This is a genomic window from Acidimicrobiales bacterium (genome assembly GCA_040219515.1).
Classification (GTDB): domain Bacteria; phylum Actinomycetota; class Acidimicrobiia; order Acidimicrobiales; family Aldehydirespiratoraceae; genus JAJRXC01.
This window is the reverse complement of the sequence record JAVJSI010000011.1, coordinates 178,825-203,055: the sequence shown is the minus strand read 5'-3', so window position 1 is coordinate 203,055 and position 24,231 is coordinate 178,825. Positions and strand designations below refer to the sequence as shown.

Sequence of the window (24,231 nt, the reverse complement as noted above, 5' to 3'; positions counted from 1 at the left end):
CCGATATGAGCAACATGAGCAGCGCGGCGACGAACGTCAACTGGTTGGTCGCCAACTTCGTCGAACGTGTCCCCGGGGTCAGCGAGGCCGTCGTGGTCTCCTCTGACGGACTCCCGATGGCGATGTCCGGCGGACTCGACCGCGACGCCGCCGACCGGTTCGCCGCGGTGGCCTCCGGTCTGATCGGTCTCGCCTACGGCGCCGCCGGCCGCTTCGGCGGTGGCCGCGTCAACGAGATCATCGTCGAGATGGAGAACGCATTCCTCTTCGTCACCGGCGTGAGCGACGGTTCGTGCCTCGCCGTGGTCTCCGACTCCGACTGTGATGTCGGACTCGTCGGCTACGAGATGGCCGTCCTCGTCGACAAGACCGGACCCTTCCTGACCCCCGAGCTGCGCGCCGAGCTCCAGAGCGCGCTTCCCCGATGACCGACCAGCCCCGCGACTCCCGGCTGCGTGTACGCCCGTACGCGCTGACCGGTGGACGAGTTCGTTCGTCGACCGAGCTCGCGCTCGAGACGATCGTCCGCGTCACTCCGCGGGGCGAAGACGATCCGGGCACCCTCCCCTCGGAGAAGCGGGACATCCTGCGACTCTGCGCCGATCCCACCTCCATTGCCGAGGTGTCCGCACACCTCCACCTTCCGTTAGGGGTTGCCCGCGTCCTCGTGGGTGACCTGGTCACCGAGGGGTTCCTCGACTCCCATGCCAATCCGGCATCGGACGAAGAGGGCTCCCGCCCCGACCTCCGACTCCTCGAAAGGGTCCTCGATGGTCTTCAAGCGCTCTGAGAAGAACACTGCTGCTCCCAGCGGCAACGTTCCCCTCCCCGTCAAGATCGTGGTGGCCGGCGGCTACGCGGTCGGCAAGACCACGTTCGTGGGGTCGATCTCCGAGATCGAACCGCTCACGACCGAGGCGTCGTTGACGTCGCACAGCCAGGGCGTCGACATCGCCGGCGAGGCGGCCAAGAAGTCGACGACCGTGGCGATGGACTTCGGTCGCATCAGCCTCGGTGACGACCTGATCCTCTACCTGTTCGGCACGCCGGGACAGGACCGGTTCCACTTCATGTGGGACGACCTGGTCCGCGGCGCCATCGGTGCTGTCGTGGTGGTGGACACCTCGCGTCTCGAGGACTGTTTCGCGGCCGTCGACTACTTCGAGTCGGCCGGCATCCCGTTCGTGGTCGCGGTGAACGCGTTCTTCGGCCGGATCCACCACTCCCTCGAGGACGTCCGTGAGGCGTTGGCGATTCCCGCCGATGTCCCGATGATGACCACCGATGCCCGGGATCGGGCGGCGACGAAGGCCACGCTTCTCGAGCTCGTGCAGCATGCGCTGACGAAGGCGACGACCGCCGTCTAGTCCCGTTCGGGTCGCACCAGCGACACGACATAGTCCGCCGCCAACAGCAACAGCGCGACGACCCCCCACACGTGGAGGTCGGCGAACTGCTGTGGCCAGCCGAAGTCCGGGGGATACCGGAAGCGCTTCTGCGCGACCATGATCGCAACGGACGTGAATCCCAGGACCACCGCCGCCATCGTCGCGGGGCGCAGCCAGCCGAGCCGATGCCGGAGCATCAGCGCGACGACGAACCCGACCACCACGGCCAGCCCCGGCAGGCGGGGGAGGTTGAGCCAGGAGAACCCGGCGACGACGAACCCCGCCGTGGCGACCACCCGGGCCGACGCCGGTGGACGTCGGCGTGGACGATCGATGAGCGGAAGGGACCGCAACGTCGGCTGCTCCGGACCGTCGCCCCGTTCGGCGAGCGGGGGAGCGCCACGGCCACCCCGGCGCAACGCCAGCGCCAGCACGACGAGCACGGCCACGGCCGACAGCCACAGGCTCCACCCGACGAGGCGCTGTGGTGTCCAGTCGAGATCGACCTCCACCGCGGGTCCCGCGGGCAGGCGCCAGCCGTTGGCGAAACCGTCGATCAGCACCGGCTCGCCCAATGAGGTCCCGTCGACGGTCGCCTCCCACCCGAGGTTGTGGCTCTGGCCGAGCACGAGGAAGCGATCCTCGTCGGCGGCCGGCACCGTCAACGAGTAGTGCGTGTCGTCGCTCGAACGCACGTCGACAGGGCCGGGAGCGACCGTCGGGATCTCCTGCGGAGCCGGGCTGCGAAACACGAGCTGGTCGAGGTCGAGACCGAACGGTCGACTGGAGGTCGCCATGACGAGGCCGCCGTCGGTGGCGAGCTCCGTGCAGCCGGTCACGGCGAGTTCCCGCCGTTCGAGCGCGTCGTCGGCCGAGCCGGCCACGGCCACGTCGACGACGGCGCCATCGATCGTCAGGAGGGGGACACAACCGGTGTCAACGGCGTCGGGGGCGCCGAAGAAGGCGACGCCGTCGAGCTGCACTTCGGCGATCGACACGGGCATCGCAACGAAGTAGTTCGCGTACCAGTCCTGGGTGACCCGCTCGTCGACCGCCCTGACCCTGATCTCGAGTCGCGACCCCCGGCCGGCGACGGGCAGCTCCACCCGCTGGACCGACCCCCGTGGCTGATCGGCCTGGACCAGCCCGCTGGGCACCACTCCCACCGAGACGCCGTCGACCACGACGTCGAACTCCGTCGGCACCGAGTGAAGCGCATCGACCACCACGTCGACGGCGACCGACTCGAACGCGAAGGGCTCCTCGAGCTCGATGCCCACCCACTGGTCGGCCTGCGGACCGAAGCGGCCCGTCCACGCACTCGAGGGATCACCGTCGAACGCGAACGACGCGATGCTGCGGAGGTCGCCGGGCAGGGGACCGGACGACGATGCCTGCGCACCGATGCCACCCGTGGTGACCTCCCGGCCGATCAGTCCGTCGACGGCCGCCTCGGGCACGGCGGCGGAGACTCGGGCGCTTCCCTCGATCGTGAACTGTCGTTCGGACGGCAACTCCACGACGCGACGCATCTCGGCTTCGGGGTCCTCGCGGACCGGCTCCTGGGGATTCGAGCGCTCACGGGTCACGACGACCGCGAGCTCGTGGCGGTCGAGGTCGTCGCCGACGCGATCGGTGAAGGCCACCGGGAGCCGGAGGTACTCCTCGACGGGAGCCGCGTCGCCCATCACGACCTCGGCGAACCCGACGGGCGACACGCCGCCGTAGGAGGGCTGCGGCGGGAGCGACAGGTCGGTGAGTTCTATCTCGTACACGAGTGCCGGATCATGGGCCGGCAGCGCCACCATCTGGCCGGGCGCGGACCACGATGCCGGGCCGAGGGCGACGACGGCCAGCTCCTGGCCGTCGGCCCGCACGGTGACTTCGGTGATCTGCCGGTTCGAGTCGGTCTGTGGTTGCAGCAGGGTGATGCGAGTGATGGTCGTCGGCTCGTCGTAGACGAACTCCAACCACTCACCTCGTGCCTCGGAGAACGCACCGACCACCCACGCCGTGTCGTCATCGCCGTCGATCGCCAGGGCCGGGCGGTCGTCGTTCGTGTAGGTGACCGGGTTGCCGTAGTTCGAGGCGCGCAGGTCGAACGGCCCGTCCTGGCGGCTCACCGTGCGGGCATCGTCGGGGTCGACGCCCGCCGCGGCGAGATCGGGGAAGATCTCGAGGCGGTTGTCGGTCGGGTCGTCGACGAGGGGGGACTCTCCCGGTCGCTCGGTGTAGCCCAGGTTCTCCCGCAGGGTGCCCCACCGCCTCGCCCGCCGCTTGTTGGTGTCCGTGACCACGATCGTGGCCGGCGACTCGAGCACGTCGACGCGGAGCGCCTCGTCGGCGGCGAGGTCGGCGCCGAACCAGATCGGCCGTTGCGGATCGAGGAGTCCCGCCCCGGCCGTGTCGACCAGCCCTGCGCCATCGCCGACCACCACGAGGGAGCCGACGAGGGGCCTGGTGCGGACGATGTCGAGCGCCTCCGGCACGCCATAGGTCTCGACCGCCGCGGGCTCGCGCAGCGACGGGTCGGTGGCGAGGTGGACCTCGTCGAGCAGGGTCTGTTCCGGTCCCGCGATGTTGGCACCGACCGGACCGAACCCGGCGCCGAGGTCGAGGCCGGGGGCGCGGTCGAGGAGGTCGGCAGTCGGGGCCGGGCGCGGTGTGCGGAACCGTTCGTAGGTCAGGTCGGCCCGGTGCACGAGATCGTCCACCGACATCAGTTGGGCGACCGGCACGATCGAATCGAGGTCGACCGAGTCCTCTTGGAACCGTCGATCGAAGGCAGTGAGCAGGTCAGCCGACTCCGGGGAGCCGAACGGCACGAGTTCGCGAGCGACATAACCGCGGTCGAGGAACGCCGGGGTGATCGGATCGACCGTGTTGCCCCACCGATACGAGGCGAAGTCGCTGCCCGGCACCTCCATGACCCGACCGTCGTTGCCGTTCCCGTTCAGGGAATCGATCGCGTCGAGCCAGTACTCCGGCAGGTCCTCGTCGCGCTGGAGGTGCTCCTCGATCATGCGGATACGCCACATCGCGGGGTTGTTGAGCACCACCGCGATCAGGACCAGCGCCGAGAACCCCCGGGCGAACGTCGGCCATCGGCCATCGACCGCATTGACGAGCGCCCCGAGCAAGACGGCGGTGGCCAGGACCAGCATCGGCAGCGCCCGCGGGGTCGAGCGCAGGGCGAGGCCGGCGTCGGTCGCGGTGAAGTCCTTGAAGATCGACCCCAGCGGTGACGGCGCGTCGAACGGGTGCCCGCCGATGGCGATGAAGCCGGCCAGGACGATGAGCAGCACGAAATAGCTGCGGTGGCGCCAGCGCACGAGGGCGGCGCCGAAGAGCGACAACACGACCAGACCGAAGCTGATGAAGAGCAGCCAGACGCCCTGGGTGTACTCGATGCTCGGTTCGATCCACTGTCCGAACTTGTCGTTGCCGTAGAAGAACCAATAGCCGAGACCCCGGAACACCTCGGGCGCCGTCGATGACGAGGCCACGGTCTGGTACGTCTCCGTGTAGCGAGTGACGGGAAGGCTGTAGCCGCCCTGGAGCACGAGCCCGGCAATCCACCAGATCGACACGCCGAGGCTCAGCACCCCGATCCGCAGCGCCGCAGCGACGGCCTCTCGCGTGCTCAGCGACCGCTCGGCGAGCCGGGCATGGACCAACCACGCCACCGGCGCGAGACCGACGAGAATCAGGGAGGTCGCGTTGACCGAACCGACGGTGAGCACGACGAGCGCGAACGCGGCGGGGTGACGCCACGTCTGTGACCGGGCGGCCCGGATCGTCAGGGCGATCATCCACGGCAGCCCGGCCCATGGCAGCAGCACTGCGGAGATCCGTGCGCTGTAGTCGAGCAGGTACGGGCTGAGCTCGTAGGCGAGTACCGCCACGAGCATTCCCCGTCCCTGCCAGTCCAGCGTCTTCAGCAGAAAGTGGACACCGGCACCGGCGGCGAAGAGCAGCGTGCCCAGCCACAGCCGTTGGGCGAACCAGTCGGGGCTCCCCAGCGTGTCGAACACCCAGTAGAAGGGGCCCATCGGCCACAGGTAGCCGATGTTCTGATGGGTCACGGTGCCGAGTGCGACGTCGCTGTCCCACAGGCTCGCGGCGTCGCGCAACACCCCCCCGGGGTCGAGGTAGAGGTAGGTCTTGGTGTCGGCACCGACCACGCCGGGACTGGAGAGCACCACCGGCACGTAGGCCGCCAGTGCGGCGACCAGCACGACCCACCAGCGGCGGATCAGTGCGCCGAACTCGTTCCCCACCCGGCAGTCCCGGCTCAGCCGGCGCGACGATCGGTGGTGCCGGCGAGCACTGAAAGGGTCTCGTAGGCCGTGCGATCCCACGTGAGCGCGGCGGCCGTGCGGAGGGCGCCGTCGCTGAGCCGCGCCCGGAGATCGTCGTCGCGCAGCACCTTCGTGAGGGCGGCCGCCAGTTCGTCGTCGGTGTCGACGAGCAGGCCACCGACCCCGTCGCGTACGGCATCGAGATGACCGGGAATCCGGGTCGCCACAGCCGGCGTGGCGCAGGCCGCCGCCTCGGTCAGCGTCATACCCCAGCCCTCGCTGCGCGAGGCGCTGGCCACGACCCACGCCCGGCGATAGTGATCGACGAGCTCGTCGTCGTCGACCCGGCCGGCGAGCGTGCACCATTCCTCGGCCCCGAGAACGGCGATCTGGCGTTCGAGGTCGTCGCGCTCGTAGCCCTCGCCGACGATCACGAGCCGGGCGGGCACCTGGCGGCGGACCTCGTCGACCGCGGAGATGAGCGACCCGAACGCCTTCGAGGGCATCAGTCGTCCCACCGCGAGCACGGTCGGTTCCGGGCTCTTCGCCGAGCCGGGGGTGAAGCGGCCGTCGATGCCGGGAGGCACCACGTGGACGTTGTGCTCCGGCAGCCGCAGCCGGGACAGCAGGTGCTGCTTCGACGAGTCGCTGAGCGTGATGACGGGGGTGCGCCGGTAGAACGGCGGCGCGATGCGGCGCTCGAGAAGCTGACCGGCCCGGGCGAGACTCGGCGGAAGGACGAGCGGCCACATGTCCTCGTGGACGTGGTGCAACCAGGTGACCCGCGGGCCGCGCGCCCAGAGCGGCGAGAAGAAGGGCACCCCGTTCCAGATCTCGACGAGACCGTCGCGCCGACCGTGTCGTCCGGCGATCTCGGCCATGACGGCCCGCGGGAAGATCAGATAGCGGCCGGCGCGGCGGATGACGACATAGCCGTCACGGGTCGCTTCCGGCGGCGCGCCCTGCGCATACGAGGTGCGCATCGTGACCTCGATCCCGGCGTCGGCCCATCGAGACGCCACCATCGACGCATGGAGTTCGGAGCCCCCGGCCTCGACGTCGGCCAGATCGCGCCAGGCCAGCATGTGTATGCGTCGAAGTCCCGACTCGGCAACGAGATCGCCGAGCTTGGCGGGATGATTCGGGTTGTCACGGTCCCGATTGTCACTGTCACTGCCGCAAGGGCCGGTCGACTCCACCGGCGCATGTTAGCGGCGGGGTTGCCGACCGATCGCGACCGGGTGCACACTTCGCCCCGATGTCCCCACCACCCGTCACGGTCGTCGTGATCCACCGAGACCGTCCCGACGCCGTGGGGCGCACCGTCGACGCCTTCCGCAACCAGTCGGTCCCCACGCGGGTGCTGGTCGTCGACAACGGCTCGTCCGCCGAGACCCAGGACGCGTTGCCGAGCCTGGTCGGCGACGCGGAGGTCATCCTCACGGGGGCCAACCTCGGGTTCGGTCCGGGCGGCAACGTCGGTCTCCGTCGATTCCTCGGCGACGGCATCGGGGAGTGGGTCGCCATCGCCCCCCACGACGCCCTCCCCGACGCCGACACGCTCGAGAAGATGCTCCACGCGGTCGACGACCGGCCGAGCGTGGGACTCATGAGCGCCGATGTCGGCGACGGGATGCGCCCGATCATCCAGCCCTACCTCGGCACGATCGATGCGGCGCCGACCGTCGACGCCGGCTTCGATCCCGCCGACTATCCCCACGGCACGCTCATGATGTGCCGGCGGGCGTGCCTGGAGGAGGTGGGGCTCTTCGACGAGCGCTACTTCGCCTACTGCGAGGAGAGCGAGATCGCCATCCGGGCCGCCCGGGCCGGCTGGAGTTGCGGTGTCATCCGCGGCGCGATGGTGAGGAATCCGGGCATGAGCGCATCGATCGAGCGGGTTGCCTACCTCCAACTGCGCAACACACTGCTGATGTTGAAGGAGCACTACGGCCGTCGAAACGAGCTCTTCCGGATCGCGGTGGCGCTCGTCCAGATCCCGGTCGGGGTGGTCCACGCACCCTCACGAGGCCTTCACTGGTCGCCGGCCGGTCGACTCAAGGGCATTCGCGACCATCTACGCGGCCGCTACGGACCCCCGCCCGCCGACGTCGCCGGCTGAGTCGGGATCCGCTCAGGCCGGAGTGACCGGCGCCGTGCTGCGTAGCTTGGGGAGCACGACGGGGGCCGACGCCGCCGCGGCGACCTCGACGGTGGTCGGCTTCGACGGGGGAGCGGCGGGTGCCGTCCCGCCCGCCTCGGCACTGCCGAACTGGCGTGACAACAGGCTGTCGATGATCGTCGGTGGCTGCGGCTCCGAGAAGAAGAAACCCTGGCCGAGCTCGCATCCGATGTCGAGCAACCGGTCCACCTGGCCGGCGTCTCGCACACCCTCGGCCACGGTGGCGATACCGAGGCCCCGGGCCAGCGAGGCGACGTGGCGCACGATCGCTTCGTCGATCGGCCGCTCGCCCAGACCACTGACGTAGCTGCTGTCGAGCTTGAGAAGCTCGAAGTCGAAGTTGCGGAGATGCGTCAGCGACGAGTAGCCGGTGCCGAAATCGTCGAGCGCCATGCCGACGCCCAGCTCGCGGGCTGCGGTGAGCGCCGTCCACGCCGCTCGCGGGTCGGCGATCAACGACGCTTCGGTCAGCTCGAGATAGATGAGCGACGGGTCGACGCCGCTCGACTCCAACGCGCTGCGCAGGTCGTCGGCGAAGTCGGCCTGGCCGAGCTGGCGGGGTGACACGTTGATGGTCACGCGCAGGGGTGTCTGGCCGGGCGGGGTCTGGCCGGCCCACACCGCCGCCTGACGGCACGCTTCCTCCAACACCCAGCGGCCGACCGGCAGGATCAGGCCGGTCTCCTCGAGCGAGGAGAGAAAGTCGCCGGGAGGGATCATCCCTCGTTTCGGATCGTCCCAACGCAACAGGCCCTCGCAACCGACGATCCGGCCGCTACGCAGCGCCACGATCGGCTGGTACAAGAGTCGGAACTCACCGTCGTCGAGTGCCCCCTGCAGGCGCCGCTCGGCGGTGGCGGGCGTCAACCGGGCTCGCATCGCCTCCGAGAAGACCGCCGTGCGGTTCTCGCTGTGCTTGGCGTCGTACATCGCCGTGTCGGCGTCGCGAAGGACCTCGTCGGGGTCGTCGGCCGTGTCGCCGTAGGCGATGCCGATGCTCGCCGAGATACCGATCCGGTCGGCTCCGAGCTCGAACGGCGTCTCGATCACGCCGATCAGCTCACGGGCGAACCGAGCGGCGTGGTCGAGTGTGGTCGGCGCCGGGTCGATGATCACGAACTCGTCGCCGGCGTACCGGGCGACCCAACGGTCGGGCCCGATCGAGCGGGAGAGACGCTCACCGACCGCGACCATCAACCGGTCGCCGACCTCGTGTCCGTAGGTGTCGTTGACCGACTTGAAGCCGTCGAGGTCGACGAACAGCACCGCGGCACGAGTGTGGAACCGGCGTGCGTGCCGAAAGGCCTCGGGCAGCACTTCGCGGAGGTGGCGGCGGTTGGGCAGGCCGGTCAGGGCATCGTGCAGCGAGAGGTGGGTCAGTTCTCGTTGTGCCCCGACCGCATCGCGGTAGCGCCGATAGGCGAAGGCGGTCGCCCCGAGGGGAACGACGGTGGTGAGCGCCAGTACGCCGTTGACGTTGAGTCCGCTCGTGTCGGCCACGCGGTCGAGCACCGCGTCGGGTACGGCGAACGCGATGGCGAGCACACACAGGATGGTGCCGAACACGACGATCCATGCGAGATCGACACCGGCCTTGTGCTCGGTCTCCACCAGATGTTCGATGCGCAGCGGATTCGTTTCGACTTCCTTCTTGCGGGCCATCTGGTTCACCTCCATCGGACGACGTCTGTCGACTCGGTGCACGCCGCGCGCTTGCGCGCGTGACGTCGATGTAGTCCAGTCGGCGCATGTCCACCAGGTCTTGAGGCCCTGGAGAAAGCTGTAATCGAACCGATGTTCAGCGATGGCGGGGCACGGCCCGTCGTGGCGACCCGAGCAGGGCCACGAGCAGTCGTGCGTAATGGTACGCCAGCCGGAACGGACGCTGCGACGGCACCCCGCCGGCACGCTCGCGCATCAGCGTCGGCACCTCGGTCACCTCGAAGCCGGCCCGGCACGCGCTGACCAACGTCTCGACGGAATCCATGTACTCGACGGGATACTCGCTGGCGAACACCTCGAGCAGGGGACCCTGGACGGCCCGGAAGCCCGACGAGGTGTCGGTGAAGCGACGACCCGTGAGCAGGCGCACACCGACGCGGAGGAGCCCCATCGCCCAACCCCGACCGCGGCCGACGTCGTAGCCACCGGCCGCGAAACGGCTACCGCAGGCCATGTCGGCGCCCTCGTCGAGCGCCGCCAGCAGCACACCGATCTGGTCGGCTCGGTGCTGCCCGTCGGCGTCGAACTGGACCGCCCGGTCATAGCCGCCATCGGCCGCGAAACGGTAGCCGGCCCGCAAGGCGCCGCCGATTCCGAGATTGAAGGGCAGCGACACGCAGGGAACCCCGGCCTCGCGCACCACCACGGCCGTCGAATCGACCGAGCCGTCGTCGACCACGACCACGTCGAGGTCGGGAACCTCGTCGGCCAGTTGGCGCAGGACCGCCGGGAGCGATGCTTCTTCATTGAAGGCAGGGATGACGACGATGGTGCGTCGGTCAGAGCCCGATGTCATCCGTCGGACCCGCGGAGTTCCTCGTGGTACTCGGCTTCGACATTCACGTCCCAGACGTCGTGGGTCGTGCCCCGCACGATGTTCTCCACGGTGAGCATGGCGGTGTACATCGAGTGATCCTGGTTGTTGTAGCGATGCATGCCGTTGCGGCCCACCGGGTGCACGTTCGAGACGTTGGCGGCCAACCAGGCGCGGAGGGTGTCGACGTTGTCCTTGTACTGGGCGTCGTACATCGGATACGCCTTGGGCATCCGGACGACATAGCCCTTCTCCACGCGACCCGGGGCCAACAGCCCGAGCGTGACCATCTCGGCCTCGGCCTGGGCGATCAGGTCCTCGTCGTCCTTGACCCACAGGTGGTCGCCCTCGTTCACGAAGTACTCGAGCCCGAGGCAGGTCTTGCCGGCATCGGGAATCATCTCGGGCGACCAGGAACCGAAGTTCTGGATGCGGCCGACGTCGACCTCGGGGGCGTGGATGTAGATCCAGTTGTCGGGGAAACCGTCGGCCTCGGGAACGACGATGGCGACGGTGAGGAAATCACGGAACTCGAGCGATTTCGCGGCCAGGAGGACCTCTTCGGGGGCCGCGGGCTCCATCGCCTGCACGAGACGGGGGATCGGCATCGACGAGATGACCTCGGTGCAGGGGTGGACGACATCGCCGGCTGCGCTGCCGGTGACGACCTCGAACGCCGCGCCGTCGCGATGGCGGACCGTCTGGACCGGCTGGTCGAAGTGGACGGCGCTGCCCTGGCCGACCACGAGTTCGTGGCACCGTTCCCACATCATGCCGGGACCGTGGCGGGGGTATTCGAATTCCTCGATCAGGCTCGTGATGTCCTTCTGATTGCGATTCGGGGTGACCGCGTTCCAGATGGCGCTGAACAGGCTCAGGTTCTTGATGCGCTGCGCGGCCCAGTCGGCTTCCATCTCATCGGCGGGTACGCCCCACACCTTCTCGGTGTAGGTCTTGAAGAACGTGCGATAGAGCCGCCAGCCGAACTTGGCCGCGACATAGCCCTCGAACGTCGACTGGTCCTTGGGCGGGTTGATCCGCACCCACACGTAGGACAACACACACCGCAGCGCTTCGATGATGCCGAGGTTGCCGAGGGCGTTGAAGGCCTTGAGCGGGTAGTCGTAGAACTTGCCCTGATAGTAGATGCGGCTCATGCGGGGCCGCAGCAGGAAGTCCTCGTCGGGGAGGATCTCGTGCCACAGCTCCGAAACCGGCTTCACCTTGGTGAAGAACCGGTGGCCGCCGATGTCGAATCGCCATCCGTCGCGCTCGGCGGTCTGCGAGATGCCACCGACGACGTCGGTGGCCTCGAGCACCGTGGCCGTGCGCCCCGCCTTGCCCAGCTGGTAGGCCGCGGTCAGCCCGGCCGGCCCCGCGCCGATGACCACGGTCCGCGCCGCCGAATCGTTGCTCTCGAACTCGCCCATGCGACGTTTCCCTCCCCGGGATGGCGGATCTTACCCGATTCCGCGAATCACCCATCGTCTGCGCGACACTGCACCCATGGACATCACCTGCCCTCGCTGTGGCACCGCCGTCGCCGTCGACTACTACGCGCCCTGCGACGATTGCCGGGGGCAACTCCGGGCCACGATGGGCTCCGACGGCGGGGGAGCGGCCGACGCCGTGGAGTACGAGCCGAAGATGAATGTCACCCCCAACGCCGTGGCCCTCAAGGACGACTGAAGCCCTTCGGGTTTCTCGGAGTTCGGCTCCGCCGAACTCCCTGCGTCGACAACTCCTGCGCCGACGACGTGACAAAAAGGGACAAGACCCCGAGTAGCCTCCCGGCTCTCACCGGTCAACTCCTCGGGGCCTCGAAACGGCTCCTTCACCTGGCCGGCCGCCCCGTCGGAACGTCCTGACCATATGGGACCGGCCTTTGCGGGGCCTGTCCTGACTCCCGGTCCCGATCGTCTCGGTTCCGTTTGCCTGCATCGACCATCGGTACCCGGCGGTACCGGCCCGCTTCGACCCGTTGCCGCCCCCGTCGGAGCGACTGCGTTTCGATGCGACCCTGACACGTGCCCTCCGTCGGGTGTATTCCCCCTCCCGGCCGCACACCCCGCGGTGTGCACCTGACAGTGGCGGACCCTCCGGCTGGTGGTGACCCGTCCTTCGCCTCCGAGCGGCCCCCGTCGGGAACCCTCTCGACTGCTCCGTTCGGGCACCTCCGTGCCTCCGGTCGATCCGCCGGTTCCCTTGCGGGTCCCGGCCTGATCTTGCCGTGTCGCTGCGCTCACTCCCGCTCCGAGGAACCCGTCCGGTGCTCTCGGGGCTTGCGCCCCTCGAGTCCGTCTCGGCAATCCCGGAACGCTCGTTCCTGCGTCGACAAGATGCATCCTGCGACCCGACCCCCGGCGGGTCAAGGGGCTGCGACGAAATCCCCAACCGGGGGCGCGATACCCACCGTCGGTCCCCAGTTCACTCGGGGTTCTCCACAGATTCAGCCACAGGCTCGGGCGTCGCGGGCATGTCGGGGAGGCGGAAGTCGGCGTAGTCGTCGGCATGACCGATCACGTCGTTCACGTACGCAGTCGAGTTGTTGTAGCCGAAGTAGGCGGACCGAAGAGCCGAGCGCGCCGACAGGTCGCCCCCGAGAGCACACAGGTAGCGGCCCGCGCTGTACGCGGCGTCGTAGAGGTTCTGCGGATCGGCCCAGCCGTCGCCGTTGCCGTCGCGGCCACGCCGGCTCCACGTCTCGGGGATGAACTGGAGCGGACCGACGGCCCGGTCCCATTCGACGTCGCCGTCGTACTCGCCGCCGTCGGTGTCGACGATCGCCAGGACGCCCGGTCCGCCGTCGAGCGCGATGCCGATGATCGGCCGATCCGCGCGCCCGTCGGCGCGCAGGCTGCGACCCCCGTAGCGCCCGTGCCAACTCTCGATTCGCGCGACGCCCGCGATCATCCACCATTCGAGGTCACAGGTGCTGAAGTCCTGGGCCAGCAGGTCCTCGGCGTTCAGATAGGCATCGAGGGCCACCACCGAGAGGTCGGTGCCGGGGAGGGTGGCAGACCAGCGAGCGGAGCGGACCGCTTCGGTCGCGGCGACGACCTCTCGTTCGAGCGCATCCACCGAGGCCAGTCGCTCCTCGATCACGGACCGGGTCGAACCGATCTCCGCAGTGAGCTCGACCGACCGACCGAGCAGGTGACGCTGTTCCTGATCGGCGTTGCGCTGACGTTCCAGGATCTCTTCGCGGGTGGAGAACTGCACCTCGTCGACGCGCTCGCCGAGGGCCTCGCTTCGGGCCAGCTCGGTGGCGTCGGCGGGGTCGTCGAGTCCGAGCAGCGGATCCGAGCCGAAGTTCACGTAGCGGTCGAGCGCCCGCGCCGCGAGGACGGCCTCGACATCGGCCAGCCGTGTGGCGAGACCTTCGGTCTCCTCGGTGACCGCGCGCAGACTGACCGCCACGTCGGCGGACTCGGAGGTCAGCGTGTCCATCCGCCGGGTCGCGCTGGCGAGGTTCCGGTCGTTCTCGGCCTGGGCGAAGAGCGCCGCGTCGAGCCGGGCAACGGCACGATCCCACGCGGCACCGCGCAGCTCGAGACCGGCGATGCGAGGATCGAGGCGGTCGTCGGGGACCAACACCGCGACGGCGGCCACGGCGTCCTCAGCGACGCCACCCTCGCTCACCGCACTGCTCGCCCCGGCCCGGTCGGGGGCGTTCGGCGACGTCGCGACGACCATGGCCAGTCCGCCCGTGGCGAGTCCGGCGATCAGGACGACGACGACCCAGTTGCGCAGTCCCAGACTGCGGTGATGTCGGTTGTCGAACACGGGCATGCCACCTCAGGAGCCCAATGGCCCCGGATCGCCCGCGTGACCCGAAGAAACACTCTACCCGTCGCCGAGCCCGTGGGGGTGACGCTCGGCGGTGCTCAGCGATCGGCCCAGTGGCCGCGCTCGACGAAGACCTCGCGGAGCAGTTCGGTGTCGTCGGTCATGACACCGTCGACGCCGAGATCGAGGAGTTGCTCCATCTCCTCCCGCTCGTTGACGGTCCACACGTGGACCTGGATGTCGCGAGCGTGGAGGTGGTCCACGAAGCGGCGGTTCACGATGGGCACGCCCTTGGAGCGAGCCGGCACCTGGGCGGCGTGGACCCAGTCGGTGCGCACCGGCAGGCCTCGGCTCTGAGCCACCAGCCGGGCCACCAGCCTCGGACCGGCGCTGACCGCCAACCCCGGACCGACACGCCGTCGCACGGCCGCGATACGGGCGTCGCTGAACGAGCCGATCATCACCCGGTCGACCGCGTCAGCCCTGGTGATCGCCGCGGCGAGGGGCTCCACGGCGGCGTCGTGCTTCGGGTCGAGGTTGACACGGGCGGTGGGAAAAGCTTCGAGGAGCTCGGCCAGTTGCATGATCGCCTCTGTCCCGCCGACACGGGCCCGCCGCACGACCGACCATGGCAGCTCGGCGATGACACCCGTGGCATCGGTGACCCGGTCGAGCACGTCGTCGTGAAAGGCCACGGCGACACCGTCGGCGGTGACGTGCACGTCGGTCTCGAGATGGGTGTAGCCGAGCTCGATCGCGTGCCGAAACGCCCGCTCGGTGTTCTCCGGGTGGGCCATGGCCCCGCCACGATGGGCGAAGGCGATCGGGTGGCCGACGGCGAGATACGGGTGGATGCTCGACACGTGGTCACCGTAGTTGGCTACGGTCGCCGTGTGAGCCCTGCGCATCGCCTGACCGAGATGATGTCCGGTGAACGCGAGGCGCCGCTCGACGAGATGCTCCTGCTGTTGGCTGCCGCCCGGCCGGACGGCGCCGACGTGGGGCGCGGTATCGCCTCCCTCGACGAATTCGCGGACTCGTGTCCGGATGCGACGGTCGGGTCCCTCGTGCGCCACCTCTACGTCGGCGAGGGTTTCGGCGGTGACCGCGCCGACTACCACGACCCGCGGAACTCCTACCTCGACCAGGTCATCCGCCGCCGCGTCGGCATGCCGATCACCCTCGCCGTCGTCGTCATCGAGGTCGGGCGTCGGGTCGGCGTCGATCTCGTCGGGGTGGGAATGCCGGGCCACTTCCTCGTCCGGGAACGAGACGACGTCGACGGCTTCATCGATCCGTTCCACGAGGGCACCCGCATCTCGGCTGCTGCCTGCGAAGCACGGTTCCGGTCGCTGCACGGTGCCGGCGCAGTCTTCCATCCGAGTTATCTGGCGCCGGTGCCGGCCCGTTCGATCGTGCAGCGGGTGCTCAACAACCTGACCGTGAGCTTCCGCAACCGCAGCCCGCGAGACCTCGACTGGCTGCTCGACATCCGGATTCGACTCCCGGCCGAGCCAACGGACCTCCGTGCGCTCGCCGAACTGTGCGAACTGCGCGGCCGCTACGACGAGGCGGCGAGCCTCCTCGAGCGGGCGGTCGACCACGGACCGCCCGACGCGACCGCGGACCGGGCGCGCGATCGGGCCGGCCGCCTCCGGGCCCGCCTGAACTAGAGACGAACAAGTCCCCGAGGTGGTCCGAGGCCGAAGGTGGGCCGGGCTACCCTCGAACCATGCACCGCCGCACCAAGATCGTCGCCACCATCGGGCCAGCCTCACAGGACGAGAGCACCCTGCGGGAGATGATCCGGGCCGGCATGGACGTCGCCCGCATCGGCCTGGCCCACGGCACGATCGACGACGGACTCGAACGCTTCCACCGGGTCCGCAAGGTCGCCGCCGACGAAGGCCGTCGGGTCGGCATCCTCGTCGACCTCCCCGGCCCGAAAGTGCGAGCCGCGTCCTTCGCCGACGGCGGCGTCGACCTGCCGACCGGCCACACCGTGGAGCTGCGCACCGGCACCGACGAATCCACCGCCGCCGTGATCGAAGTCGACTACGAGGGCCTCCTGACCGACGTGCAGCTCGGCGACCGGGTCACGGTCGGCGACGGCGGGGCGGTACTCGAGATCACCGAGAAGTCCGCGGAGAAGCTCCTCGCGACCGTGATCGCGGGCAGTCGGCTCCGGGGCCGGCCCGGCATCCACGTACCCTCCGACCGGCTCCAGATGGCCACGCCCACCGAAGAGGACTTCATCGCCCTCGATGCCTTCGTCGACGTGGGTGTCGACATGATCGCCATCAGTTTCGTGCGTTCGGCCCATGACATCCGCCGGGTCGGCACCGAACCCCACCCACGCGGCCCGCTGCTCGTCGCCAAGATCGAGACCCGCGCCGCGGTCGACAACCTCCCCGGCATCATCGAAGCGTCGGGTGCCGTGATGGTCGCTCGTGGCGACCTCGGCAACGAGTGCAGCCTCGAGGACCTCCCACACCTCCAGAAGCGCATCATCCGCGACTGCATCGCCGGCGGCCGCCCGGTGATCACGGCGACCCAGATGCTCGAGTCGATGGTGACCAGCCCGGCGCCCACCCGGGCCGAGGCGTCCGACGTCGCCAACGCGGTGTTCGACGGCTCCTCGGCGGTGATGCTGTCCGGCGAGACGGCCATCGGTGTCGACCCGGTCAACGTCGTGCGCACGATGAGCCGCATCGCCCGCCGCGCCGACGAGGAGATGGATCACGAGCAGTGGGCGCAGATGCTGGCCGACTTCCGGATGACCGACGAGGAAGCGGGTGCCGCGTCGGTCACCGACGCCATGACCATGGCCACCTGGCGCGCCACCCAGGAACTCGGCATCGAACACGTGCTCTGCATCTCCGGGTCCGGCTTCACGGTCCGCTCGATCGCCCGCTTTCGCCCCGAGGCCCAGATCCTCGGATTCTCCGTCAACGAGGCGACCGTGCAGCAGCTCACCCTCAGCTGGGGCACCACACCGATGCTGATCCAACCCCGCGACAGCAACGAGGACATGGTTGCCGAGGCGGTGCGTCACGCCAAGGCCGAAGGCCTCATCCGCTCGGGTGAGTCCGTCGCGGTGCTCGCCGGCTCCGACAGCCGCAGCCGTTCCACCAACGTCCTTCGCATCGAGCGGGTGCCGTAGCCCCGCCGTCGGCCGTCAGGCATCGGTGCCGACGAGCGGTCGGCAACCGACTTCGCCATCGGCGAGACGCACCCGCACATCCTCGGGCAGCTGATCCCACGGAACCTCGACGGTCTGCCCGTACAGGCTGCACTCGCACGTGCGGGCGCAGTGGTCGAGGTCGCTGCGCTGCACCCACAACGACAGGCCGAGTCCGGCCAGCGCGACGAACAACACCGTCTTGAGGGCCACCCGCTGGATGAACCGGACCACGACGTACATCAGGTAGATCAGCACGACGATCACCACGAGGAGGATCCAGGTGAGCATCTCGGGGTCGAGCCATTCGGGAAGGGCGGCCAATTGCACGGGACGACTGTAGGCGTGCGATCCGAGGTCGAGGGACCGCGTCGCTAGGCTCCTGCCATGACCGACGTGAACCTGTACCGAGAGGGCCCGCCCGACACGGTGCTCGCCCCCGAACCGCCCGAGGCGCTGGCCGCCCTGGAATCGGCGCTCACTGCCGACGAACCGGTCGCCGCGATCGGCGCGGTCTGTGCCGAATGGCCGATGTTCCTGGCCGCCTGGGCGTCGCTCGGCGACGCCGTCGACGAACCGGCGCTGGCCTACGCCGCGTACCGCACCGGCTATCACCGCGGACTCGACCGTCTGCGGGCCAGCGGATGGCGGGGGAGTGGCTTCGTGCGGTGGCGCAACGAGACCAACCGCGGGTTCCTGCGGGCGCTCAGCGGACTCCAGCGCATGGCGGCCGAGATCGACGAGACCGACGAGGACGAGCGCTGCGCCCTCTTCCTCAAGCAACTCGATCCCGACTGGCCCCCGGCCGAGTGATCGCACCGGGCCGCCTCGGCGGCACCGGGTTCGGAGGGACAGTGCTCGCCGGCGGACGGTCCCGCCGCATGGGCACCGACAAGTCGCTCATCACCATCGACGGTGTCGCACTGGTCGAACGGGCGGTCAGCGCCCTGACCGCCGCCGGTGCGGATCCGGTCGTCGTCGTCGGCGGGGATCGGGCGGCGCTCGAACGTCTCGGTCTCACGGTCGTCGACGATCGGTGGCCGGGGGAGGGTCCTCTCGGCGGGATCATCACTGCGCTGTCGGCGCTCGACACCGAGCTGGTCGCGGTGCTGTCGTGTGACCTCACCGATGCCTCGGCGAGCGCGGTCGCCCGCGTCGTCGGCGCGCTCGGTACGGCCGATGTGGCCGTACCGGTCGTCGACGGCCGGACGCAGTGGATGCACGCGGTGTGGCGGCGATCGGCGCTCCCGGCCCTCAGGGCCCGATTCGAGGCGGGCGTGCGGGCACCGAGGGATGCGGTCGACTCGCTGGAGGTCGCCGAGGTGCTCGGCGGCGATCCCGCCTGGTTCCACGATGCCGACCGACCCGAGGACCTCGCTAGCATCGCTCGAATGGACATGCCGGAAATCGACGTCAACGACCTCGCCCGCAAGCTCGACGAAGGTGCGCCGGTGTTCGATGTGCGCGAGGACGACGAGTGGGAGGAAGCCCACATCGACGGCGCCACGCTGGTTCCGCTGGGCACGGTGACCGATTCGGTCGAGCGGTTCCCCAGCGGCCGACCCGTCTACGTCATCTGCGCCAAAGGCGGCCGCAGCGCCCGCGCGGTCGAGTTCCTGCGCTCCCAGGGCGTCGACGCCGTCAACGTCGCCGGGGGCATGGGCGCGTGGATCGAGGCCGGACAGCCCGTCAGCGCCGGCGACAGCTGATGAGCCGAGCGGCCGACTATCGCATCATCGATCGTCAACAGGATCTCGACGCCGTCGTCGAAGCCCTGCTCGCACAGCCCCGCTACGCCCTCGACACCGAGTTCCATCGCGAACGCACCTACTGGCCGAAGGTGGCGCTGGTGCAGATCGCCTGGCCCGGTGATCTCGTGCTGATCGATCCACTCGCGGTCGATCTGGCCCCGTTGCGCCCGGTGATGGAGAGCGACACCTTGGCCGTGCTCCACGCTGCATCGCAGGACCTCGAGGTGCTCGAACTCGCCACGGGGGCCGTGCCCCGACGGCTGTTCGACACTCAGATCGCGGCCGGCTTCCTCGGCATGTCGACCCCGTCGTTGGCCTCGTTGCACGAGCGCGAACTGGGTGTGCAGCTGCCCAAGGGAAATCGGATGACCGACTGGCTCGTCCGTCCCCTCGGCAAGGCCCAGCTCGACTACGCCGCGTCGGATGTCGAACGCCTGCTCGAACTCCACGATCGCCTCGTGGAACAGCTCGAGTCCTTCGGTCGCGTGGCGTGGGCCGACGACGAGTGCGAGATCATGCGTACCCGGTGGCGCGGCCCTCGCGATCCCGACGAGGCCTGGCGAAAGATCAAGGAGGCCCGCCACCTCAAGGGCAAGGCGCTCACGGTGGTGCGGGCGGTGGCCGGCTGGCGCGAACGCCGCGCGGCCGAGATCGACCAGCCGGTGCGATTCGTGCTGTCCGACATCGCAGTGGTGGGCGTGGCGCAGGCCGCCCCGACCGACCTCGATGCGCTCGCGCGCGTGCGCGGCGTGGACAAGGGCGTCGCGAAGGGCTCGATCGGCCCGGCGATTCTCGAGGCCGTCGCCGACGGCGTGGCGTCGGACTGGCAGCCGCCCCGACCCCCGCGCCGTGCTGCCGACACCCGTGACCTCCGGCCCGCGGTCGCCCTCGTCGCGGCGTGGGTCAACCAGTTGGCCCACGACCGCTCACTCGACCCGGCCCTGTTGGCCACACGGGCCGACGTCGAGGCCCTGGTGCGGGGCGACGACGATGCCCGGCTGGCTTCGGGATGGCGGGCCGACCTCGCCGGGGGACCGATTCGGCGGCTCGTTTCGGGCGATGCCGCCCTCGCGTTCGAGGCGGGCGCCGTCGTTCTCGAAGAACGTTCCGGTCGACCTGTCGGCTGACGTGGGTGGATGACGTCAACGGGGGCTACAATCGGTGGTCTTGACGTTGTCGAATGGGAGCTCATCAGGTGAAGAAGGGGCGACACCGGCGCTATGAAGAAGCCCGTGAGCTGAAACGCTCACACGATGGCGACTTCGACGCTCTCCTCGACAGTTTCGACGATGGCGAAGGGGGAGAGCTCAAGCCCGAGCATCTCGCCTGGGCCGACGAGTTCGACGACTCGGCCGCCGACGACACGGAAGACAGCGCCGACGGCGACTGATCAGCCGCCCGTCTCGTCGAGGATCTCGTCGAGCTTCAGGATCTCGTCGGCGGTGACCACGCCGACGAAGTTGCCGTCACCATCGGTGACCGCGAGGACGTCGGTGCTCGACATCTCCATCGCGGCCACGGCGTCGCGCAGCGTCCACGACGGTTGACCGGTCGGCAGGTCGGTGTCCATCGACTCACCGACCGTCGTGTGCTCCCATTGGTCGCGATCGAGCCCGGAGATGTCCTCGAGCCGTGCCATGCCCTTGAATCGGCCGCCGTCGACCACGGGCACGATGCGCTCGCGTCGGCCGAGGACGTGCACGTAGACGAACTCCGACACCGTGGCGTCGGAGGGCACCGTGAAGACGTCGGTCGACAGGATCGAGGTGAGCGGCAGCGTGAAGCGTCGTTCCAGGTGGCCGAGCCGTTTCGCCCGCTGATAGTCGGCCACCGAGACCGGGCCGGCAACCACCTGGCTCACCGCCGCAGCAACCAGCGCGGGGACGACGAACGAACCCACTCCACCCGTGGATTCGGCGACGAACATGACCGCCGCGATCGGGGCGCGATAACCGGCGCCGAGGAAGGCCGCGAGGCCGAGGATGGGGTAGAGGGTCGTGTCGGTTTCACCCAACGCGACGCCGACGAACTCGCCCAGGACCACGCCGAGCACGGCCAGGGGGATGAACATGCCACCCACGCCGCCCGCGAAGGCCGTCGCCATCGTGGCCGCGATCCGCAGACCGAAGAGGAGCGCGATCAGGCCCATCCCGCGACCACCGACCACCCAGCCCATGGCCTCGGTGCCCGGCCCGAGGGTGAGCGGCTCGCCGAAGGCCTCCTGGCCGATCCAGGCGAGTGCGGCGAGCGCGACGCCACCGGTGGCGAGACGTGTGGGCAGCGGGACGGTCTTGGCCCCGGTCTTCGCCTTGCGGATCAGCCAGGCGAACCCTCGGCCGCCGAGTCCGGCGGCGATGCCGATGGCCAGCGCGCCGAGAAGGTCGACGAGATCGACACCGAGCACCGAGACGCCGCCCTCCTCCTCGAGGAAGACGCTTCCCTCCGCGAAGAACGGAATGACCGGCTCGGTACCGACCAGCGAGACGTAGGTGGCGTAGCTGGCCGCCGCGGCCAGCAACGACGGGAGGAGGGCTTGCGGGGTGACGTCGTCTCGATAGGGCGCCTCCATCGCGAAGATGACGCCGGTCGCCGGCGCCTTGAAGACGGCGGCCACGCCGGCCGCAGCACCCGCCGTGAGCAGCATCCGGGCTTCGTCGCGATGCAGGAACCCACCCGTCTTCTCGTGCACCCAGAGGCCGAGCGACGAGCCAGCATAGATCGACGGGCCTTCGAGCCCCATCGCCCCACCCATGCCGATGGTGGCAACGCCCGCGAGCAGCTTCCCGGGAAGTTCGGCGACCGGGAGTCGCGGCTGTCGTTCGTGAAAGACACGGATGTACTCGTCGGACGTCGACGTCGACGTGCCCCGACCGACGTAGCGCAGGATCAGCTGCGCCACACCGATTCCCACGATCGGCGCGGCCATGAGCACCGGTAGTGACTGGTCCAGGAGCCACTCGAACAACACGGGCTGCGTGAGCGCCTCGAAGATCGCCACGATGACCGCGACGATGACACCGGTCGCAACCGAGGCAGCCAGGAGTCGGACATCGTTGCCGCCTCGAGCGGCGGCGAGATACTTCTTCACGTCGCCCCTTCCTACACCGGAAGGCGGCGGGTGACACCGATGGGGCCGGCTCAGCCGCCCCGAGCGGCGATCACGGCGACGTCGACCGCGTGCACGATGTCGTCGGCATCGACGATGGGCACCACCCGCCGACCGTGGGATCGGGTCCGCAACTCCGCCTCGGCGGCGGCACGATCGAGATTCTTGAGACTCTCCGGCACGTCGACGAGGACGTTGCCGATGAGGAGCCCGTGCAACCGTGAGCGATCACCGCGTCGGCGCGGATGGATGAACTCCACCGGCCCGGCGAAGAGCGAACCGCCCTCGGCCCGCAGGGCCGGAACGCGCATACCGCGGGACTCGAGTTCCTCGACGACACCGATCAGCACGCCGTGCTGCACGCGGGTGCGGCGGTCGCAGTACGGCGACAGCTCGTCGAGCGAGAGGGGCTCGTTGACCCGCTCGAGCATGGCCAGCGCCGGCCGGTAGGCGGCGCTGGTCTTTCCACTACGTGTGCGCTTGATGGCGCGGGGACTGGGCCGGCCCTTCACCTCGATCGCCTCGAGGGTGCGGTGATCCAGGTAGCGGCGGGCCACTTTGGCGTTGTGGCGGGCCCGGCGCAGTCCTTCGTCCTCGTAGGAGTCGTGGCTCACGATGTCCACACCGGCGCCGGCGCGGGCAACGGCCTGGAGGGCGCCGACCAGCACCTGATTCTCCTCGATGTCGTACGCCCGCCGGGTCGAGGAGCAGACGAAGACGTCGCGGTTCCCGAGACTCGAGGCCTGGGCGGCCAGCGTCTCGGACCACTGCACCGGTCCGCGGAGTTCGCCGATGCACCGTTCGTTGTTCGAACCGACCGACGTCTTCAGCGTGCGGAGAATCTTCGGCATGCCGTGGAGGAGCGTCTCCGCCTCGTCACACGTGGCGACGAGCACACCCACGAGTTGTTCGACCACGTCGGTCGAGAGTCCGAGGAGGGCATCGACGGTGTGGCCCATGTCGAAGGGCCGGGCGAGCCGGCTCCACAACTCCGCGGTGGCCTCGAGCGTGCCGGCGAAGGGATCGATTCGAGGGCCGGTCACACCACGAGCTCGACACCGAGGATGTCGCTGATCGTCCGCTGTGCCTCGAGCTGCTCCGCGGGTTCGAGATGCTCGGCCACGGTGCGGTAGAGCGTCATCGCCCGGCGTTCTTCCATGCCCTCGAACTGGGGGAGGAAGTAGGCGTAGAAGACTTCGTAGATCAGGCGGGACTCGGAGATGCCGTCGCGGGCTCGACGGGCCGCGTACTTGGCGGCATCGAGGTAGACGGCCGGGCCGAGATCGGTGAACTGGCGCAGTCCGAGCAGACGCTGCACGATCTCGCCCTTGCCCTGGAGGAGTTCCCGATAGGCGCCCTCCGGCGGTGTGCCGACCTCGATGAACGCGAAGCGGCGCATGAGGGCGTAGGACATCTCGAACAGCAGATTCTTGTCGAAGACGTTCATCGTGGCGATGATGCGCCAGTTGGCCGACACCCGGATGACGTCGGTGTCGTCGGGCGCCTCGACACCGCTGGGCACGAGCGACAGCGGCTGGGGCGAGCCCTTGCGCTTGAACGGGAGCACGACGGCCGAACCCGACAGCACGGTGAAGAGCTGACCGAACGCACGGTCGAAGTTCGAGCGATTCAGCTCGTCGATGACGAGCCAGCGTCCGGTCTCGATCGCTTCCACGAAGAGGCCGGGGCGGAAGATGAGTCCCTCGGCGGTGGGCTGGAGGCCACCGATCGTCTCGAAGGTCGTCCACTCGGTCGTGGCCGTGGTCGGCAGATAGCCGGTGCAGAACATCGCCTTGCGGGCGACCTCTGATGCCATGTAGGCGAGCGTGGTCTTGCCGGTGCCGGGCGGTCCGGTGAGGATCACGTGTTTGCCGGCGTCGATGGCGGCGACCAGCTGGTCGATCACGTAGGCGGGGAAGATCATCCCCGCTTCATCGGCCGCGGCATTGAGGTCGTCGCTGGTAAAGGCAGTCACGACGCTCCTTTCGGCCGCAAGC

The 24,231-nt window shown here is 69.3% G+C and carries 22 protein-coding genes; 11 read left to right on the top strand and 11 right to left on the bottom strand.

The window, feature by feature from the left end:
* Positions 1-5: 5 nt before the first annotated feature.
* The 3 genes from RIB98_10745 to RIB98_10735 are packed head-to-tail and all read left to right on the top strand — an operon-like array spanning position 6 to position 1,367.
* Positions 6-428 (top strand): roadblock/LC7 domain-containing protein, encoded by a 423-nt coding sequence (locus tag RIB98_10745; GenBank protein ID MEQ8841452.1) that lies wholly within the window; start codon positions 6-8, stop codon positions 426-428.
* A complete protein-coding gene (locus RIB98_10740; GenBank protein MEQ8841451.1) occupies positions 425-790 on the top strand; it encodes a DUF742 domain-containing protein in 366 nt (121 codons plus the stop codon). Before RIB98_10745 ends, RIB98_10740 begins: the two co-directional genes overlap by 4 nt.
* Positions 771-1,367 (top strand): ATP/GTP-binding protein, encoded by a 597-nt coding sequence (locus RIB98_10735; GenBank protein MEQ8841450.1) that lies wholly within the window; start codon positions 771-773, stop codon positions 1,365-1,367. The genes RIB98_10740 and RIB98_10735 overlap by 20 nt, the downstream gene beginning before the upstream one ends.
* On the opposite strand, the gene RIB98_10730 is transcribed toward RIB98_10735, so the two are convergent.
* Positions 1,364-5,668, bottom strand: a complete 4,305-nt coding sequence (locus RIB98_10730) for an alpha-(1->3)-arabinofuranosyltransferase family protein (protein ID MEQ8841449.1) — start codon at positions 5,666-5,668, stop codon at positions 1,364-1,366. The genes RIB98_10735 and RIB98_10730 overlap by 4 nt on opposite strands.
* A 14-nt stretch (positions 5,669-5,682) precedes the next feature.
* Positions 5,683-6,888 (bottom strand): glycosyltransferase family 4 protein, encoded by a 1,206-nt coding sequence (locus RIB98_10725; GenBank protein ID MEQ8841448.1) that lies wholly within the window; start codon positions 6,886-6,888, stop codon positions 5,683-5,685.
* Between the two features lie 59 nt (positions 6,889-6,947).
* Here RIB98_10725 and RIB98_10720 point away from each other — a divergent pair, with 59 nt between their 5' ends.
* On the top strand, positions 6,948-7,811 hold the full coding sequence (locus RIB98_10720; GenBank protein MEQ8841447.1) for a glycosyltransferase: 864 nt from the start codon (positions 6,948-6,950) through the stop codon (positions 7,809-7,811).
* A gap of 12 nt (positions 7,812-7,823) precedes the next feature.
* Here RIB98_10720 and RIB98_10715 read toward each other — a convergent pair whose 3' ends face one another.
* The 3 genes from RIB98_10715 to RIB98_10705 form a co-directional block, all read right to left on the bottom strand.
* Positions 7,824-9,548: an EAL domain-containing protein gene (locus RIB98_10715; GenBank protein ID MEQ8841446.1), complete on the bottom strand. Its 1,725-nt coding sequence runs from the start codon at positions 9,546-9,548 to the stop codon at positions 7,824-7,826.
* 121 nt (positions 9,549-9,669) lie between these two features.
* On the bottom strand, positions 9,670-10,389 hold the full coding sequence (locus tag RIB98_10710; protein MEQ8841445.1) for a glycosyltransferase family 2 protein: 720 nt from the start codon (positions 10,387-10,389) through the stop codon (positions 9,670-9,672).
* Positions 10,386-11,837, bottom strand: coding sequence for an NAD(P)/FAD-dependent oxidoreductase (locus tag RIB98_10705; protein ID MEQ8841444.1), 1,452 nt, complete (start codon positions 11,835-11,837; stop codon positions 10,386-10,388). Before RIB98_10705 ends, RIB98_10710 begins: the two co-directional genes overlap by 4 nt.
* Positions 11,838-11,913: 76 nt before the next feature.
* Here RIB98_10705 and RIB98_10700 point away from each other — a divergent pair, with 76 nt between their 5' ends.
* Positions 11,914-12,096: a hypothetical protein gene (locus tag RIB98_10700; protein MEQ8841443.1), complete on the top strand. Its 183-nt coding sequence runs from the start codon at positions 11,914-11,916 to the stop codon at positions 12,094-12,096.
* A 738-nt stretch (positions 12,097-12,834) separates the two neighbouring features.
* On the opposite strand, the gene RIB98_10695 is transcribed toward RIB98_10700, so the two are convergent.
* Complete coding sequence (locus tag RIB98_10695; protein ID MEQ8841442.1) at positions 12,835-14,193, bottom strand: lytic murein transglycosylase; 1,359 nt, start codon at positions 14,191-14,193, stop codon at positions 12,835-12,837.
* A gap of 101 nt (positions 14,194-14,294) precedes the next feature.
* On the bottom strand, positions 14,295-15,059 hold the full coding sequence (locus RIB98_10690) for a glycerophosphodiester phosphodiesterase (GenBank protein MEQ8841441.1): 765 nt from the start codon (positions 15,057-15,059) through the stop codon (positions 14,295-14,297).
* 30 nt (positions 15,060-15,089) lie between these two features.
* Between RIB98_10690 and RIB98_10685 the strand changes: the two genes are divergently transcribed.
* Entirely contained in the window at positions 15,090-15,869 is a 780-nt protein-coding gene (locus RIB98_10685; protein ID MEQ8841440.1) for a transglutaminase-like domain-containing protein, read from the top strand.
* Positions 15,870-15,928: 59 nt separating this feature from the next.
* The gene (gene pyk / locus RIB98_10680; GenBank protein MEQ8841439.1) at positions 15,929-17,359 is read left to right on the top strand and encodes a pyruvate kinase; all 1,431 of its coding nucleotides are present in this window, start codon (positions 15,929-15,931) and stop codon (positions 17,357-17,359) included.
* Positions 17,360-17,374: 15 nt separating this feature from the next.
* Here the strand turns inward: pyk and RIB98_10675 are convergent, their stop codons facing one another.
* Positions 17,375-17,707 carry a hypothetical protein gene (locus RIB98_10675; protein ID MEQ8841438.1) on the bottom strand — a complete coding sequence of 111 codons (333 nt, stop codon included), beginning with the start codon at positions 17,705-17,707 and terminating at the stop codon, positions 17,375-17,377.
* 57 nt (positions 17,708-17,764) lie between these two features.
* Between RIB98_10675 and RIB98_10670 the strand changes: the two genes are divergently transcribed.
* Genes RIB98_10670 through RIB98_10655 form a run of 4 tightly spaced genes read left to right on the top strand, consistent with a single transcriptional unit; the run spans position 17,765 to position 20,518 of the window.
* On the top strand, positions 17,765-18,190 hold the full coding sequence (locus tag RIB98_10670; protein MEQ8841437.1) for a DUF3151 family protein: 426 nt from the start codon (positions 17,765-17,767) through the stop codon (positions 18,188-18,190).
* Positions 18,187-19,086 (top strand): NTP transferase domain-containing protein, encoded by a 900-nt coding sequence (locus RIB98_10665; protein ID MEQ8841436.1) that lies wholly within the window; start codon positions 18,187-18,189, stop codon positions 19,084-19,086. Before RIB98_10670 ends, RIB98_10665 begins: the two co-directional genes overlap by 4 nt.
* Entirely contained in the window at positions 19,086-20,255 is a 1,170-nt protein-coding gene (locus RIB98_10660) for a ribonuclease D (GenBank protein ID MEQ8841435.1), read from the top strand. The genes RIB98_10665 and RIB98_10660 overlap by 1 nt, the downstream gene beginning before the upstream one ends.
* 53 nt (positions 20,256-20,308) lie before the next feature.
* Entirely contained in the window at positions 20,309-20,518 is a 210-nt protein-coding gene (locus RIB98_10655; GenBank protein MEQ8841434.1) for a hypothetical protein, read from the top strand.
* Here RIB98_10655 and RIB98_10650 read toward each other — a convergent pair whose 3' ends face one another.
* From RIB98_10650 to RIB98_10640, 3 genes are read right to left on the bottom strand one after another with little or no spacing between them, the layout of a single operon-like run.
* Positions 20,519-22,216 carry a chloride channel protein gene (locus RIB98_10650; protein MEQ8841433.1) on the bottom strand — a complete coding sequence of 566 codons (1,698 nt, stop codon included), beginning with the start codon at positions 22,214-22,216 and terminating at the stop codon, positions 20,519-20,521.
* A gap of 50 nt (positions 22,217-22,266) precedes the next feature.
* Positions 22,267-23,277, bottom strand: a complete 1,011-nt coding sequence (locus RIB98_10645) for a hypothetical protein (GenBank protein MEQ8841432.1) — start codon at positions 23,275-23,277, stop codon at positions 22,267-22,269.
* A complete protein-coding gene (locus tag RIB98_10640; GenBank protein MEQ8841431.1) occupies positions 23,274-24,209 on the bottom strand; it encodes an AAA family ATPase in 936 nt (311 codons plus the stop codon). Before RIB98_10640 ends, RIB98_10645 begins: the two co-directional genes overlap by 4 nt.
* Between the last annotated feature and the right edge of the window lie 22 nt (positions 24,210-24,231).

Excerpts from the sequence above, each read along its gene's own strand:
- RIB98_10745 (MEQ8841452.1), top strand. The coding sequence starts at position 6 with ATGAGCAACATGAGCAGCGCGGCGACGAACGTCAACTGGTTGGTCGCC.
- RIB98_10740 (MEQ8841451.1), top strand. The coding sequence starts at position 425 with ATGACCGACCAGCCCCGCGACTCCCGGCTGCGTGTACGCCCGTACGCG.
- RIB98_10735 (MEQ8841450.1), top strand. The coding sequence starts at position 771 with ATGGTCTTCAAGCGCTCTGAGAAGAACACTGCTGCTCCCAGCGGCAAC.
- RIB98_10720 (MEQ8841447.1), top strand. The coding sequence starts at position 6,948 with ATGTCCCCACCACCCGTCACGGTCGTCGTGATCCACCGAGACCGTCCC.
- RIB98_10715 (MEQ8841446.1), bottom strand. The coding sequence starts at position 9,548 with ATGGAGGTGAACCAGATGGCCCGCAAGAAGGAAGTCGAAACGAATCCG.
- RIB98_10710 (MEQ8841445.1), bottom strand. The coding sequence starts at position 10,389 with ATGACATCGGGCTCTGACCGACGCACCATCGTCGTCATCCCTGCCTTC.
- RIB98_10705 (MEQ8841444.1), bottom strand. The coding sequence starts at position 11,837 with ATGGGCGAGTTCGAGAGCAACGATTCGGCGGCGCGGACCGTGGTCATC.
- RIB98_10700 (MEQ8841443.1), top strand. The coding sequence starts at position 11,914 with ATGGACATCACCTGCCCTCGCTGTGGCACCGCCGTCGCCGTCGACTAC.
- pyk (MEQ8841439.1), top strand. The coding sequence starts at position 15,929 with ATGCACCGCCGCACCAAGATCGTCGCCACCATCGGGCCAGCCTCACAG.
- RIB98_10670 (MEQ8841437.1), top strand. The coding sequence starts at position 17,765 with ATGACCGACGTGAACCTGTACCGAGAGGGCCCGCCCGACACGGTGCTC.
- RIB98_10660 (MEQ8841435.1), top strand. The coding sequence starts at position 19,086 with ATGAGCCGAGCGGCCGACTATCGCATCATCGATCGTCAACAGGATCTC.
- RIB98_10655 (MEQ8841434.1), top strand. The coding sequence starts at position 20,309 with ATGGGAGCTCATCAGGTGAAGAAGGGGCGACACCGGCGCTATGAAGAA.